General features: G+C 69.8%; 12 protein-coding genes. 10 read left to right on the top strand and 2 right to left on the bottom strand.

Annotated elements, in window-relative coordinates; genetic code table 11:
• The coding region (gene rpoD, locus RI554_07000; GenBank protein ID MDR9391762.1) for an RNA polymerase sigma factor RpoD at nucleotides 1-1,318 on the top strand (1,318 nt) is incomplete at its 5' end.
• Between the two features lie 88 nt (nucleotides 1,319-1,406).
• Here the strand turns inward: rpoD and RI554_06995 are convergent.
• Both RI554_06995 and RI554_06990 read right to left on the bottom strand, forming a co-directional pair.
• A complete protein-coding gene (locus RI554_06995; protein ID MDR9391761.1) occupies nucleotides 1,407-2,426 on the bottom strand; it encodes a HAMP domain-containing sensor histidine kinase in 1,020 nt (339 codons plus the stop codon).
• Entirely contained in the window at nucleotides 2,423-3,082 is a 660-nt protein-coding gene (locus RI554_06990; protein ID MDR9391760.1) for a response regulator transcription factor, read from the bottom strand. The genes RI554_06995 and RI554_06990 overlap by 4 nt, the downstream gene beginning before the upstream one ends.
• Nucleotides 3,083-3,297: 215 nt before the next feature.
• Between RI554_06990 and RI554_06985 the strand changes: the two genes are divergently transcribed.
• From RI554_06985 to RI554_06945, 9 genes are all read left to right on the top strand, one after another.
• Nucleotides 3,298-4,593, top strand: a complete 1,296-nt coding sequence (locus RI554_06985; GenBank protein ID MDR9391759.1) for an ABC transporter substrate-binding protein — start codon at nucleotides 3,298-3,300, stop codon at nucleotides 4,591-4,593.
• Between the two features lie 50 nt (nucleotides 4,594-4,643).
• A complete protein-coding gene (locus tag RI554_06980; protein MDR9391758.1) occupies nucleotides 4,644-5,711 on the top strand; it encodes a beta-propeller fold lactonase family protein in 1,068 nt (355 codons plus the stop codon).
• Complete coding sequence (locus tag RI554_06975; protein MDR9391757.1) at nucleotides 5,708-6,793, top strand: hypothetical protein; 1,086 nt, start codon at nucleotides 5,708-5,710, stop codon at nucleotides 6,791-6,793. Before RI554_06980 ends, RI554_06975 begins: the two co-directional genes overlap by 4 nt.
• Before the next feature lie 17 nt (nucleotides 6,794-6,810).
• Nucleotides 6,811-7,608 (top strand): ATP-binding cassette domain-containing protein, encoded by a 798-nt coding sequence (locus tag RI554_06970; GenBank protein MDR9391756.1) that lies wholly within the window; start codon nucleotides 6,811-6,813, stop codon nucleotides 7,606-7,608.
• Nucleotides 7,609-7,664: 56 nt separating this feature from the next.
• Nucleotides 7,665-8,492 carry an ABC transporter permease gene (locus tag RI554_06965; protein ID MDR9391755.1) on the top strand — a complete coding sequence of 276 codons (828 nt, stop codon included), beginning with the start codon at nucleotides 7,665-7,667 and terminating at the stop codon, nucleotides 8,490-8,492.
• Nucleotides 8,493-8,929: 437 nt separating this feature from the next.
• Nucleotides 8,930-10,258, top strand: coding sequence for a hypothetical protein (locus RI554_06960; protein MDR9391754.1), 1,329 nt, complete (start codon nucleotides 8,930-8,932; stop codon nucleotides 10,256-10,258).
• A 26-nt stretch (nucleotides 10,259-10,284) separates the two neighbouring features.
• Entirely contained in the window at nucleotides 10,285-11,289 is a 1,005-nt protein-coding gene (locus RI554_06955; GenBank protein ID MDR9391753.1) for a MoxR family ATPase, read from the top strand.
• A complete protein-coding gene (locus RI554_06950) occupies nucleotides 11,286-12,167 on the top strand; it encodes a DUF58 domain-containing protein (protein MDR9391752.1) in 882 nt (293 codons plus the stop codon). The genes RI554_06955 and RI554_06950 overlap by 4 nt, the downstream gene beginning before the upstream one ends.
• Nucleotides 12,164-14,695: BatA domain-containing protein (locus RI554_06945; GenBank protein ID MDR9391751.1), on the top strand; the 2,532-nt coding region annotated here is incomplete at its 3' end. The genes RI554_06950 and RI554_06945, both read left to right, overlap by 4 nt.

Here is a 14,695-nt window from a genome sequence, read left to right as displayed (position 1 = left end):
GCCGAAGGGGTCCGACGCGCCGCCGGACGGCGCCGCCGCGACGGCGACCGAGGTCGACACGCAGGGGCGCGAGGTACCGATCTGGCTCGACACCGAGCCGATCCGCGCCCTCCTCACGCTCGGACGCGAACAGGGGTCGCTCGATACCGAGGAGATCTCCGGCGCATTCAACCGGGCCCTGGCGGGCCTCGGGCTCGAGCCCGAGGATCAGCACTTCGAAGACCTCATGAAGCGCCTCGAGCAGGAGGGCGTCACGATCGTCGACCTCGCCGAGGACGAAGTGATCGAGGACGAGGAGGACGAGGAGGAGCTGCAGCCCGAGGAGATGGATCCCGACGGCCCGCTCGGCATCGCCGCCATGGAGGCTCGCGCCGAAGCGATGGCGGACGCCCGCGTGCGCACGAACGACCCGGTCCGGCAGTACCTGCAGGAGATCGGCCGCGTGAAGCTGCTGACGCTCGAGGAGGAGATCAGCCTCGCCCGCCGCATCGAGGAGGGGGAGGCGGCGTCGGCCACCCTGGACGAGGTCGGGGAGACGTTGGACGCCCGGGAGCGGCGGCGGCTGCAGCGCATCGTCGAGGACGGCGAGTTGGCCCGCAAGCACCTCATCGAAGCGAACCTGCGCCTGGTCGTCAGCATCGCCAAGAAGTACAACGGGCGCGGCATGAGTTTCCTGGACCTCATTCAGGAGGGCAACCAGGGCCTCATTCGCGCGGTCGAGAAGTTCGAGTACCGACGCCGCTACAAGTTCTCGACGTACGCCACCTGGTGGATTCGGCAGGCGATCAACCGCGCCATCGCGGATCAGTCGCGGACCATCCGCATCCCCGTGCACATGGTCGAGACCATCAACAAACTCACGCGCGCCAGCCGGCGACTGCAGCAGGAGCTCTCCCGCGAACCGACCTACGCCGAGATCGCCGACGCGATGGGGCCGGAATGGAACGGCGAGAAGGTCGAGGAGGCCTTCAAGTTGACGCGCGAGCCGTTCAGCCTCGAGACCCCCATCGGGGACGAGGAGGACAGCTTCTACGGCGACTTCATCCCCGACGACCAGATCGAGAGCCCGATCGACGAGGCCAGCAAGACGATGCTCGGAGAGGAGCTCGAGGACGCCCTCGACAAGCTCAACGAGCGCGAAGCGCAGGTCCTGAAGATGCGCAAAGGCCTCGTCGACGGTCGCGAACACACCCTCGAAGAGGTCGGGCAGTTCTTCGGGGTGACCCGCGAACGCATCCGCCAAATCGAAAACAAGGCGCTCCGCAAACTCAAGTACCACGAGAGCCGCACCCGGAAGTTGCGGGACTTCCTGGAGTGACGCGGGCGACGTCGGAGAACGAATGACACCCCGACGACGCCGTCGCGACGAACCGTCCCGCCGTGCATTCCGGTCTACCGAAGGGCCGTCAGGACTCCGACCCCCCTTGCGTGACGAGGGGGACCGTCAGGGATACGTCGAGGCCGTCGGGGCGGTTGTTGAAGTGGAGTTCGCCCCCTAGCGTCGCGGTGATGCTTCGCACGAGGGCGAGCCCCAGACCACGACCGACGTCCGGACCGCTCCCGCCCACGTCCTGCGCATCCTGCGAGCCGTTCGCGGCCTCCGGCATGCCGGGCCCATAATCGGAAATCACCACGTCCAGCTCGCGCCCCCGGATCGTGGCGCGGACGTCGGCGACCCCCGTCGCGTGGCGGGCCACGTTCTCCATGAGGTTGCGAAGCGCTTGCGACAGCAGGAGGGCGTCCGAAACGCGGACGTTCGGGATGGGTGCGGGCGATCGAATCTCCGTCTCGGGAACGTCGGCGCGAACGTCGTCGATGACGTCGCGAAGGGGGCGTGGCACCAGTTCACGGCGCGAGGCGCGTCCGAGGTCGAGGAGGACGGCCAACGTTTCCTGCATGCGACGCGCCTGACGGCTGGCCGCCGGGAGGGCGGTGTCCGCGGAGACCAAGCCGAGCTCGGCGCGTTCGAGCTGCACCGACAAGGCCGTCAGAGGCGTTCGAAGTTCGTGAGAGACGTAGCGTGTGAAGGCCCGTTCGCGTTCCAGCGACTCGTGGACCGAGGCGCTCATGCGGTTGAAGGCGTGGGCGAGGTCCGAGAGGGCGTCGTCTCCAGCGGGTACCGGGACCGAGCTCGAGCGCTCCGTCTCGGCCAACGCGTTGGCGGCGCGGGTCAATCGCTCGATCGGAGCACTGATGCGGCGCGTGAGCCACCGCGCCGCGAGGAGCGCGACCGCAACGACGATGGGGACGTCCAGCAGGTCGGCGACGAGATCGGCGTCGAACGATTCGGGAGCCACGGCGTCGAACCCTGGGGGAAACGCGGCCCTTCGTCGGGCCTCCCACGCCAGATCGAACAGGGCCTCGAGCCCCGTGACGGCAAGGACGATCCCGACCAGGGTCAGGAGTACGGTTCGGCGGAAGCTCACGGGTCGCGGACGCGGTAGCCGCCGCGGACGGTGGCGATGACGTCACGACCGAGTTTCTGACGAAGTTGCCGGACGTACACGCGCACGACGGCCGCTCCCGACGCCGCCGATGGGAAAATCCCTTCGACGAGCTCCTGGGTCGGCACCGTGCGCTCCCGGTGGAGGGCCAGCCATTCGAGCACTTCGAACTCCTTCCGGCTCAGGTCGACCGGGCGCCCTTGTCTCGATGCCGAGCGCGCGGTCAGATCGACGTGGACGTCGCCCACCGATATCCCTGGCGCGCGTTGCCCGACCGCTCGCCGCGTCAGGGCGCGCACGCGCGCCGCGAGTTCGGTGAGGCTGAACGGTTTGGCGAGGTAGTCGTCGGCCCCCAAGTCGAGTCCGCGAACGCGATCCTCCGTCGCGTCGCGAGCGGAAAGGAACAAGATGGCGCCTGGGTAGCCGCTCTCTCGCAAGTGCCGCGCGAGATCGAAGCCGGCGTCGAGGTTGGATCCGATCATGACGTCGAGAACGGCGGCGGCGACGTCACGCTCGACGAACGCCTCGATAGCCTCCTCGGGCGTCCGGACCCAAACGACGTCGAACCGGTCGTTCTCGAGGACGTCGATGATGGCGTCGGCAATGTCGCGCTCGTCCTCCATCAGCACGATGTGCATGCGTTCCTCCCCGGACCGGACTTATCCGACGCTTACGGATGGGCGCTACCCTCCGCCCGACGACGCAATCCGCCTCGTGGATCCGTCCGGCGCCGTGCCGATCCCCTTCGGGGTGACGGTACACGGCTCGCGCGGGCCACGGCCACCCTCCGCGGCGTGCCGCACGGGGTCGGCCGATGCACACGCGAAGCGTCGTCGGAGAGGAGGCCTTCGACATGAACGATTCGGCGCTGCGTGGCTGGGCGTTCGCGATGCGGATCCTCGTCGTGTCCCTGCTCGTCCTCCCATTCGCGTTGCGCGCGCATGCGCAAAGCGACCTCGACGTCGTGATCGGCGTCGTCGCTCCGGATCGTCCGCAAGGAGATGCGTTCGATGCCGCGGTCGACGAAGCCGTGCGCCAGGGCCATGAGATGGTCCTCGACGAGTTCACGATGAACGCATCGATGCTCGGGATCGAGTTCAGCGTCCCGATCGAGGCTGCGTCCGACGTCGAGAGTGCACTCGCGGCGGCGCGGACCCTGGTCGACGAGCGAGGTGCCATGGCGATCGTCGGGGGATGGGGAGGGCTCGACGTCGCGCAGGCGTTGTCCGACTGGGCTCACGAGCGCGGCATCGCCTTCGTCAATGCCGGCGAGTCCGCGGACCACCTCCGGAACGAGGGGTGCCGGCCGACGACGTTCCATCTCGAACCGAGCGACGCCATGTACCTCGACGCCATGGCCGGGTGGTACGTGCGTTCCGGCTTCCGTCGTTGGTTCGTCGTTCGCTCCGACGACGAGCGAGGCGACGCCCTCCTCCGCCGCTTGCGCTGGAGTCTGGACGAACGTCATTTCGGCGCGCGCATCGTCGACGCGGTCGCGGCGTCGGACGCACCCGATGCGCAGACGCTTCGACGTCGCGTGGATGCGGCCGAGGCCGACGTTCTGGTCCTGCTGATGCCCGCCGCCGACCAGGTCGCGTGGCTCGGGGCTCTCGAAGAGGCGGGCGTGCAGACCGTCGTCGCCGGCCACCCGGATCTCGAGGCGCAATCGCGGGCCTTCATGTTCGCGGCCCGCGAGGCGGCGCCCGATCTCGGGGCGCAGGCGCGCATCCTGGCGTTCGAGGCGACGCTGGACGCCTACGGCGCACGGGAGATCAACGCCCGGTACCTCGCGCGCTTCGGGGACCCGATGGAGCCGCCCGCCTGGGCGACGTACCAGGCGGTCAAAATTCTCTACGAGATGGCGTTCTTCGAACGCTCGTCGGATCCGAGCGTCGTGCTGGACCGCTTGAACACCGAAGGGCAGGTCTTCGACTTGTGGAAGGGGATCGGTACGAGTATCCGACCCTGGGATCGACAGATGCGCCAGTCGATGTACCTCGTGGAGATTCGTGCGGACGAGACCGATCCCTTCCGACTCGGCCTGCTGGTGGGCCAACTTCCCGCAATCTACCTGCCGGGCACCGACCCGAACGAACGGCTCGATCAGATCGGCGATCTGGCCGAACGCTCCCGGTGCACCTCCCGATGACCCCCAGGCGATGGGGTTCGATACGCCCATCGCGAAAGGAGACGTGAATCATGGATCGACCCGACCCGCCCCGCTTCGTCCCTCGCATGCCGCCTCGGCGGTCGTGGGCGTGGACGACCCTCGCCCTCTTCGTCCTCGCGTGCCTCCCGTTGGCGGCCGCGCAGGAGACGGGCAGCTACCGCGTCTACGTCGCCAACGAGTTCAGTGCCGACATCACCGTCATCGATTCGGAGAACGACGAAGTGATCGACACGATCAGCATCTCCGGACGTCCCGGTGAAGTGCGGCCGCGAGGGATGGCGGTGAGTCCGGACGGAAGCCTCATCTACGCCTCCATCAGCGACTTCAATCCGGTTCTGGAGACCCCCGAGGACAAGATTCTCGCCATCGACGTTCGCAGCAACGAGGTCGTCACCGAGATTCGTGCCGGGGGGAATCCCGAACGCGTCGCGATCAGCCCGGACGGCCGACAGGTGTGGGCCGCGCTGGAGGCGACGGCGCAGGGGGCCGGGTACGACGCGGAGACCGGCGAGCAACTCGGCATCTTCCAGGTCGGCATCGAGTCGGAGGGGGTCGCGGTCAGTCCCGATGGCCGGTTCGCGTACATCACGGCCGAGGCGACGCACACCGTCACGGTCATCGACACGGAGAAAATGGAGGTCGTCACGCACGTTCTCGTCGGCAACCGGCCGCGGGAGGTGGACTTCTCCAGCGACGGCAGCGTCGCCTACGTCTCCGCGGAAATCGGCGGCAACATTTCGGTGATCGACGTCGCCAGCCACAGCGTGGTCGAGACGATCGACCTGGGCTTGGATTCGCGCCCGGTGGAGATGCAGGTCGACCCGAACCGGGGTCGCTTGTACGTCGCCGGTGGGGGGACCAGCGCCGTGTACGTCATCGATACCGATACGCACGAGGTCATCGCGACGATTCGTGAACGGATGGGGCGGCGCCCGTGGGGCATCGCCGTGACGCCGGACGGCGAGAAGATCTACACCGCCAACGGCCTGTCCGACAGCGTCTCGGTCATCGACGCGGAGTGCCTCTGCGTCGTCGACGAGATTCAGGCGGGCCGCGGGGCCCACTCCGCCGAGATCGGCGTGGTGCCGGCCCGATGACCGCCGTTCCGACGATGTTCCGCCGGCCCGCGGCCCTTCTCGTGGGGGTCCTGGTCGCCCTCGCGGGAACGGTGCACGCGCAGTACGCCTCCGACCCCTTCTTTGAACGCACCGTGGTGCAGAGCCGGGGCTTCGGTCTCGAGTTGATGGATGCACGCCTGCTCGTCCTCGCCACGTACGGCGTGGCGCCCGAAGGGCTCGACGAAACCATCGAAGGCCTCGAGGAAGACATGGCTCGCTTCGGGGGCACGCTGAACGCGTCGGCGCCGGATCTGGCCCACGAGCTCGAGGACGGAGTCGAGGCGATCGAGGCGGCTTTCGAGCGGGGCGAGGACCTCACGGATCTGGTCGAAACCGTCCGCGGGACGCTCGAGGAGGCAAGCCGAAGCGTCCTCCCGGCCGACGTCCGCACCGAACCGGCGTACGTCGCCGCGGTCGCGGCCGACCTGCTGCTGGCCGAGGGTGGCGTCGCCGAAGGGGTCGAGGAGGCGATCGAAGAGGACGAGCCTTGGATGTACCCCCTCGGCTGGGCCACGTTGCAACGCGTGAAGGCGCTGTGGGGCGAGTTGGCATCCGCGGCATCGGACGATCAAGCGAGTTTCGCGGATCAGTACCTGGCGACCCTCGAGGAGATCTACCCCGCTGCGACGCTTCCCGACGTCTTCCCCTCGAACCCCGAGGAGGCGGAGGCACCGGCACAGAGCCTGGTCGGCATCATCGAGTCCGTCGCCGATGCGGCCCTCTACCCCGGACGCGATGCGGCTCGTCTCGCACGCCATTTGGAGACGGTCGCCGCACCCGCGTGCGAGGCCTTCGCGGCGGGGGAGGACGCCCTCGCCTTCGAACACGTGGTGATCGTCGGGGACCTGTACGACGCCCACCTGACCGACGTCCTGGCATTGGTGGCGTCGGCCGAAGACGAGGCCGTCGTGGACAGCCTTGCCGCCCTCGGGTACGGTGGAGAGGAGGACGAGGAAGGCGACGACGACGGCGACGACGTCGAACGTGCCGAGAACCCCTCGGAGACGTGCCAAGACCTCGTTCGCAACCTCTCGAGCGCGGGGAGGGTTCTGGGAGGCTGACGTTGTCGCAGCAGGACGTGGCTGCCATCGAATGCACCGATCTCGGCCGCCGCTACGCAGACGTAGCGGCGGTCGAGGCGGTGTCCTTCAGGGTGGGCCGAGGTGAGTTCTTCGGGCTTCTCGGACCGAATGGGGCGGGCAAGACCACGATCCTGCACATGTTGACGACGCTGATCGAACCGTCGTTCGGTCGCGCCTCGGTCCTCGGGTACGACGTCCGCGACGACGCGCAGGAGGTCCGTCGAGCGCTCGGACTGGTGTTCCAAGACCCGGCGTTGGACGAGCGACTCACGGCGCGCGAGAACCTCGACATCCACGCCGTTCTCTACGACGTGCCCCGGCGCGAGCGGGCGGACCGGGTCGAGGAAAGCCTCGCGTGGGCGTCGTTGCGTGATGCCGCCGACCGCCGCGTCCGGACGTTCTCGGGGGGGATGAAGCGCCGCCTCGAGTTGGCGCGGGCCCTCATGCATCGTCCCGGCGTCCTGTTCTTGGACGAGCCGACGTTGGGCCTCGATCCTCAGGGACGAAAGCACCTTTGGGAACGGATCGATGCCCTGCGTCGGGAGGGCATGACGGTGCTCATGACCACGCACTACCTCTACGAAGCCGAAGCGTGCGACCGGGTCGGCATCATCGACCGCGGGTCGCTGGTGGCGTTGGGATCTCCGGCGGATCTGATCGCCGGTTCGGAGAACGCGACCGACCTCGAAGGCGTCTTTCTCGCTCTGACGGGGCACCAATTGCGCGACGAGGCCGCAGGGCCGCGAGCGTTGATGAAGTCGTACGCCGATCGTGGAGGGGAGTTCTCCCGGTGACGCGCCTCGGGCTCCCACGCCGTCACGCGCGCCTGGTTCCGGGCGTGGTGTGGGTCATGTGGAAGCGCGAGCTTCTCCGCTACCGGCGCGACCGATCGCAGATCTTCGGGGGGGTCTCGAGGACCGTCCTGTGGCTCCTCATTCTCGGGTTCGGGCTCGGGGCCGCCCTTCGCGAGATCGAAGGGTACAGCTACGCGCAGTACATCCTTCCCGGCGTCATCACCCTCAACATCCTGTTCTCGTCGTTGCAGGCCGCGATCGCTCTCGTGTGGGACCGGGAGGTCGGCCTCCTTCGCGAGGTGATCGTGTCGCCCGCCCCGATGCTGTCCGTGACGGTCGGAAAACTCCTCGGTGGGGCGACGATCGCGCTCGTCCAGGGATCGATCCCGCTGCTTCTCGCGCCGGTCGTCGGCGTGCCCCTGAGCCTTCCAGGCCTGCTGGGCGCGTGGTTGGTGATGTTCTTCCTGGGGCTCTTCATCACGGCGCTCGGCGTCATCATCGCTTCGCGCATGAAGACGTTCGAGGGGTTCGGCAGCATCTCGAACGGCGTCATTCAACCGCTGTACTTCCTTTCGGGGTCGATCTTTCCCCTCAAGGGGATCATCGGTGGCGTCGGCTTCCTGCAGATTCCCGAGGCGCTGCGCGAGGAGTTGCGCGAGGTCGGCGTCTACGCCATCGGCGGCGGGTGGGTCGTGCAGCTGCCGTGGTGGATCGAGACGCTCGTCTACGCGAACCCGGTCAGCTACCAACTGGACCTCATGCGCTACTTCCTTCTGGGCTTCCAGCAGCTCCCCCTGACGGCCACCCTTTCCGTCACGTTCCTCCTTCCCTTGGTCACCGCCGTCGTGGCAGCGGTCTTCATGGCGCGGTCGTTCAAAGGCTGACGCGTCCGCCCCCACGTTTCCGGCGACGCCCCTGCGGCCGTGACGTCGGGCGCCGAGCGGCGCGTGACGCAGACCCGCACGAGCCGGCACGCAAAATCGGGACGAACGTCCCGTGATACGCTCGTCGTGCTTCGTCACGTCAGCCCATCGGGGGCACGGTCCGTCGACGCGTCACGCGTTTCGACCCAGAGGGGAGCCGTGGTTCGCTCGTGCAGGATGCTCCGACGACAGTCGACCACGTGCGACCGGCGCTGGAGCGCATGCGTCGCGCTTGGTGGCGGGGTGTGCTTCGCCACGTCGTGTACGCAGCAGCCGTCGGAGCGGGCCTTGCGACCACGGCCTCCTGGCCGTTTCGCTGGGTCACCGGGGCTCGCGGTGCAGCCTGGTCCGAAACGCATCTCGAGCTCACGGCGACGGTAGCCGTGACGGGAGGCCTCGTGGCAGGGCTCGCCGTCCTGCTCGCCTACGTCGCCCGTCGACCCACGCTGTCGACGATCGCGCGAAGGGTCGACCACGGTGCGGGTCTGCAGCAACGCCTCTCCACGGCGTTCGAGGTGGAGGAGCGTTGGGGGCCACGGCCCGGCTCCACGGTCGCCCGCCTCCTTCTCGAGGACGTGCGTGGCTGGCTCGCGCAGCACACGTTTTCGCATCACGTCGGACCCACCGCGCCGCAGGCCCACCGACTCGTGCTCGCGGGCACCTGCGTCACCGCCGTCGTCGCGTTCGCCGTTCCGGTTCCGGCGCCGGCCCCGGAGACGGTCCTCCGTGGCGAGGGGCCGGCACTGCGCTCGGTCACGAGCGACGCCCTCGAAGACACGATTTCGTTCACCGAAGCGATCGCCGACCGGCTGGCGAGCGAACCCGTCGCCGAACGCGACGCCTACCTGCGCGCCGTCGCGCAGGCCTTTTCCGACGTCTCGAGCGATCTTCGCGACGGAACGATCGATGCCGACGAGGCCGACGCACGCCTGAGCGATGCCCTGGCGTACCTGCAGGACGCGGTCGAACGCACCGGGGGCACGCTCGAGGACTCCGTACGCGAGGCCTTGCGCGGCCCCCAGGGGCCCGACGCCCGCGCCTCGGGGACCCCGACCTCGCGCGTCGACGACGAACCCACCGCGACGCCGGGAGAGCGGATCGCGCGGGACGCATGGGACGTGGGCGACGCCGGCCGCACACCCCCGGCGTCTCCGCTCGAGCGGTTGGCGGACGTGCTGCAGCGACGCGCCGACGCTCGAGAGGCCGAGCACGCGACGCGGTCCCCGTCGGAAGGGGCCCAAGACGCTTCGCGCGATCCGTACGGAAACGCCGCCGACGTCGAGGGGGGCGACGCCCGCGAGGGGGACCCCGGGCGAGAGCCGATGGCGCGCGTGCAGGGCGAAGCGGCGGGGAACGTGGCGGGCGATGCGCGTCAATCCTCGGAGGCGGCCGGGGACGGGGTGGGCGACGGCTCGATGGGCGGGGAGGGGACGCCCTCGGCCTTCGAACGGGGTGAGGCGGCCGTCGACGTGACGCCGCTCGCTTCGCGGGACGACGCCGAGGGCCGCAGGGTCGAGATGCAGCTCGCTCCACGCGAACGACCGGACGCCGCGCGCTCGCCGACCCCGCAGGCGGAGCGAAGGACGTTCGTTCGCGCCGACGAAACCGATGCGACGCGTCGGCCGCTCGGCTGGACCCAGCGCGACGTCGTCCGCCGCTACTTTCTTCCCGCCGTCACGGAGCGCGACGCCCACGCCCGCGCGGATACGAACGAGGTGAACGAATGACCTACGAAGGGGATCCCCGAGGCCCCGTGCCCGGGGCCGGCGACGCCGACGCGCAGGCGCTCCACGCCACGTTGGAACGCCTGCACCGAGGCCGGGACGCGATCGCGCAGGTCGTGATGGGGCAGGAGAACGCCGTCGACGAGGTGCTGATCGCCCTGATCGCCGGGGGTCACGTCCTCATCGAAAGTGCGCCCGGACTGGGCAAGACCCTCCTCGTCCGGACCTTGGGACGCGTGTTCGGGTTGGCGTCCAACCGCGTGCAGTTCACGCCCGACCTGATGCCCGCCGACATCACCGGGACGTTCTCGCTCACTCCGAGCGAGCACGGCACCATGGAGCCCCGCTTTCAGCCCGGTCCGATCTTCGCGCAAATGGTGCTGGCCGACGAGATCAACCGCGCGACACCGAAGACCCAGGCCGCCCTCCTCGAGGCGATGCAGGAGGGGACGGTGACCGTCATGGGTGCCGAGCACCCGCTTCCGGTGCCCTGTTTCGTGTTGGCCACGCAGAACCCCATCGAAATGGAAGGCACCTACCTTCTGCCCGAAGCGCAAATCGATCGGTTCTTGTTCAAGATCGACGTTCCGTTCCCACCGCGCGAGGTACTGGCTCGGATCGTCGAGACGACGACGGGCAACGACGTCGCGGACGTTCCGCAGGTGCTGACGCCCGAAGACGTGCTCGACGTCCAGCGATGGGCGCGCGACGTCCCGGTGTCCACGGAGATCGTCGACGTCGTGACGCGCCTCGTGCGCGCGACGCAACCCGATCTCGAGGAGGCTCCCGACCTCGTGCGGACGTACGTTCGCCATGGCGTGAGCCCCCGCGGTGCGCAGTCCCTCGTCCTGGCCGCCAAGGCGCGCGCGCTCTTGGCGGGGCGCCACGCCGTGGCCGTCGACGACGTGCGTGGCGTGTCACGCCCCGCCCTGCGCCACCGGATCCACATGAACTTCGAGGCGCGAGCGGACGGCGTCACCACCGACGCGGTCGTACGCGCCCTTCTGGACTCGGTGGTGGCGTCCCACGCATGAGCGCCCTACTTCCCGCATCGTTGCGGGCGCGCGCCGAGGGCCTGCAATGGCGTGCCCCCGGGATCCACGCGGAGGTGGGGCACGGCACGCGAGCGGGCAACGCGCTCGGACCGGGCATCGAGTTCGCGCAGTACCGGGCGTTCGAGGCCGGGGACGACGTTCGCCACCTGGACAAGCACGTCTACGGCCGGCTGGGTCGCACGGTGATTCGACAGTTCACGCAGGAGCAAGCCCTACGCGTGCACGTGCTGCTCGATGCGTCGGCCTCGATGGGATGGGATGCCGACAAGTGGCGTACCGCCCAGCAGGTGGCGGCGCTGTGCACCCTCGTGTCGCTCCAGGGGGGTGACCACGTCTCGCTCCTGACCGCGCAGGCGGGACGCCTCGAGGCAGGGCCACGGCTGACGCGCGTCGCGATGATCGACGACGCGCTCGAACGCCTCGCGCAAGTCACGCCGGGCGGGCGAACGGAGCGACTCGAGCCCATCGCCCGGGCATCGATCGACCGGATGCACGGTCGGGGCCTCGTGGTCGTCGTCAGCGATTGGTTGATGGAGGATGCTCACGACGCGATTCGGGTCTGGCGCGCGCAAGGGTACGCGTTGCTGGCGCTGCAGGTGTTGGGTCGCACCGACGTCACGCCCGAGGCCGACGTGCGGGGCTGGGCCCGCCTCGTCGACGTCGAAACGGGCGAGGTCCTGGACCGCTTCGTGGACGAGGGCACGGTGCAGGCCTACCAGGAGGTCGTGCAGGCGTGGCAGGCGGAACTCCGCGCGTCCGTGCTGCGCGCCGAGGGGCACTGGTTCGGCGTTCGCGCCGATCGGGACGACCCGTCGGAGATCCTCTCTCGGTGGCAACGCATGGGCCTCGTCACGTGAGTTTCCTGGCCCCCGGAGCGCTGGCGCTCCTGGCGCTGCTTCCCCTCGTCGTCGCGCTTCACGCGTTCCGGAGCGGACGCCACCGCACCGCCAGCCTGTTCCTGTGGCGCAAGGTCGCGGCCACGCGCGAGGGGAGGTCGGCCGGTCGACGCATTCCATGGCGTCGGCCACGCCTTTGGCTTCACCTGGCCATCGTCACGGCGACGGTCCTCGCGCTGGCGGGACCCACGGGCGGCGGAGGCCACGTCGTCGAGCACCGGATCGTCCTTCTCGACGCGTCCCACGCCATGCGCGCGACGGACGTCGAGCCGACGCGCTTCGGCGCGAGCCTCGCCTGGTTGCGCCGCACGATCGAGCGTGCCCCCGAGCGTGAGGTTCTCACGATCGTGCGCGTAGGACACGAAGCGACGCTGGTCGCGGCTCGGCGCCCGGCGGGCGCCGAGCTTGCCGCGCGGGTCGCGGGCCTCCGGCCGGACGACACGACCCCCGCCTGGGGCGACGCCGTCGCGCTGGCCGCGGCGGTGTCGAACCCGGCCGAGGCGACCCAGGTGCAGATCGTATCGACGGGGGAAACGCGCGACGCGATCGATGCGGCACTGCACGATTCCGACCCCGAGCTCACCGCCGACGTCCAGCGCTTCACGGTCGCGGGGTCGGGACCGAACGTCGGGCTCGCGAACGTCACCGTCCGCCCCGCCGCTTCGCCGGCCGGACGGTGGGTCGTCGAGGGCGACGTGCACGCGAGCGGCGTGGATCCGGGCACGACCGTCGACGTTCAGGTCCGCTACCGGTCGATGGACGCGACGAGCGCCCTTCCGTGGGCCGAGACCGAGGTCGACGTGGGACCGGACGAGCGCGTCTCGTTCGAGGTCATCGTCGACCTTCCCGGGATCGGCTGGGTCGAGGTGCGCACCGTGCAGGGTGGCGTGCACCCCGTCGACGATGCCGTATGGCACGTCGTCGATCCCGGGACCGTACCGACGCGGGTCGCCGTCGTCGGTCCGCCCGACCCCGCGGTGCTCGCTGCCCTGGCGGCCATCGACGGCGTCCGGACGGTGCCCCTCGACGCGCTTCCGACCGAGCGCGACGCTCCGCCCTTCGACGTGGTGATCGCCACGGGGCCCGGCGTCGATCCGGGGACGGGATCGGTCCTGTGGCTCGGAGAGCCGCCGAGCACCTACGTTCGCGGCGCCGCCATCTCGACCACGACCCCGCGGACCGTGGCGCCCGGACACCCGCTGATGCGCGAGGTCGACGCCACGGATCTCGGGCTCGACACCGTCACTCCGTTGCGCCTTCCCGATGGCGCCCGTCCCCTCGTGGGCATGGAGGGGAACGTCCTGGCGTGGAGTCGAACCACGGACGTCGGTCGCCAGGTCGCCGTCGGATTCGGGACCGACGACGGTGATTGGGCGGCACGCCCAAGCTTCCCTGCCTTCGTCGCCTCGTTCGTGGCGTGGGCCCGATCCACGCCGGTGAGCGAAGGGTGGGCGTGCGCCGTCGCGCGTCCCTGCCCCTTGCCCACGTCGGCGTACGGTGGGGGCTGGCGGATCGTCGATGCCTCGGGCGACACGATGGCGACCGGCGACGCGCTGTACGGCGTAGAGGAGGCAGGCATCGACCGGGTGTGGCCACCGGGTGCCTTTTCCCATGCCTTCACGCCGACCCGGGCGGGCCCGTACGAACTTCGCTTCGCAGACGGCACCGTCGTTCCCCTCGCCGCGTACGGGGCGACGGCCCGCGATCGGCCGGGGAGCGTCGATGCCGATGGTGCGTCGGGCCGCCCACTGCCCGACGTCGCCGGAGACGGGTGGGCGGCGTGGCGGTGGTGGCTCGCCATCGCCGCGGGTCTCCTGGGGCTCGATGCCGTCATCGTCCTGCGGGACGCACGTCGCGCGTGGGCCGGTCCGGCGCGCGCGCCTTCGACGCGGTGGCTCGCCGGCGTGGCGTTGGGGGTCGGCGCCGTCCTTCCCGCGCTCATGGCCCTGGCCCTCGTTCCGAGCCTCCTCGCGACGCCGGCGGCGACGTGGGTGTCGATCCGCACCCCGTGGAGCGAGGCGGTACCGGCGGAAGGTGGCCCGTTCGGTCGGAGGGCGACGTGGCGGACCGTCGACGTCGTCGTGGGATCCCCCGTCGTCGACTCCGGCTCCTGGAAGGCGCGGACCGATGCGGTCGTCGCGACCCTCCCCGAGGCCATCGAGGTGGGGGCCGCCCTGCACCGCGGGTCCGGTCCCCTTCACGTCGATGCCCGAGCTCTCGACACCCGCGACGTTCCCGTGGAGGACGCGGTGGCATGGAGGCGACGGGTGGCGGGGGGTTCCACGACCGTTCGCGTTTCGGCCGATGCCCAGGTCGCCCCGTCGGGCGCATCCAGCTTGCGTATCGACGTACCGGACGCCCCTCGTGCGGGGGGCGCCTACGCGTTGGACGTCGCCTTCGCCCCGCGGACGTCCGCGACGTCGCTGGAGGTGGTCGATGCCGGGGGCCAGGTCGTACACGAGGTGGAGCTTCCTGCGGGTGCGCGGCGC

The organism is Trueperaceae bacterium, from assembly GCA_031581195.1.
Lineage (GTDB): Bacteria > Deinococcota > Deinococci > Deinococcales > Trueperaceae > SLSQ01.
This window is presented reverse-complemented; position numbering and strand designations above follow the sequence as displayed.

Bases quoted from the DNA above. Each gene is read 5' to 3' on its own strand.
- RI554_06990 (MDR9391760.1), bottom strand. From the start codon at position 3,082: ATGCACATCGTGCTGATGGAGGACGAGCGCGACATTGCCGACGCCATC.
- RI554_06950 (MDR9391752.1), top strand. From the start codon at position 11,286: ATGAGCGCCCTACTTCCCGCATCGTTGCGGGCGCGCGCCGAGGGCCTG.
- RI554_06980 (MDR9391758.1), top strand. From the start codon at position 4,644: ATGGATCGACCCGACCCGCCCCGCTTCGTCCCTCGCATGCCGCCTCGG.
- RI554_06985 (MDR9391759.1), top strand. From the start codon at position 3,298: ATGAACGATTCGGCGCTGCGTGGCTGGGCGTTCGCGATGCGGATCCTC.
- RI554_06975 (MDR9391757.1), top strand. From the start codon at position 5,708: ATGACCGCCGTTCCGACGATGTTCCGCCGGCCCGCGGCCCTTCTCGTG.
- RI554_06965 (MDR9391755.1), top strand. From the start codon at position 7,665: ATGTGGAAGCGCGAGCTTCTCCGCTACCGGCGCGACCGATCGCAGATC.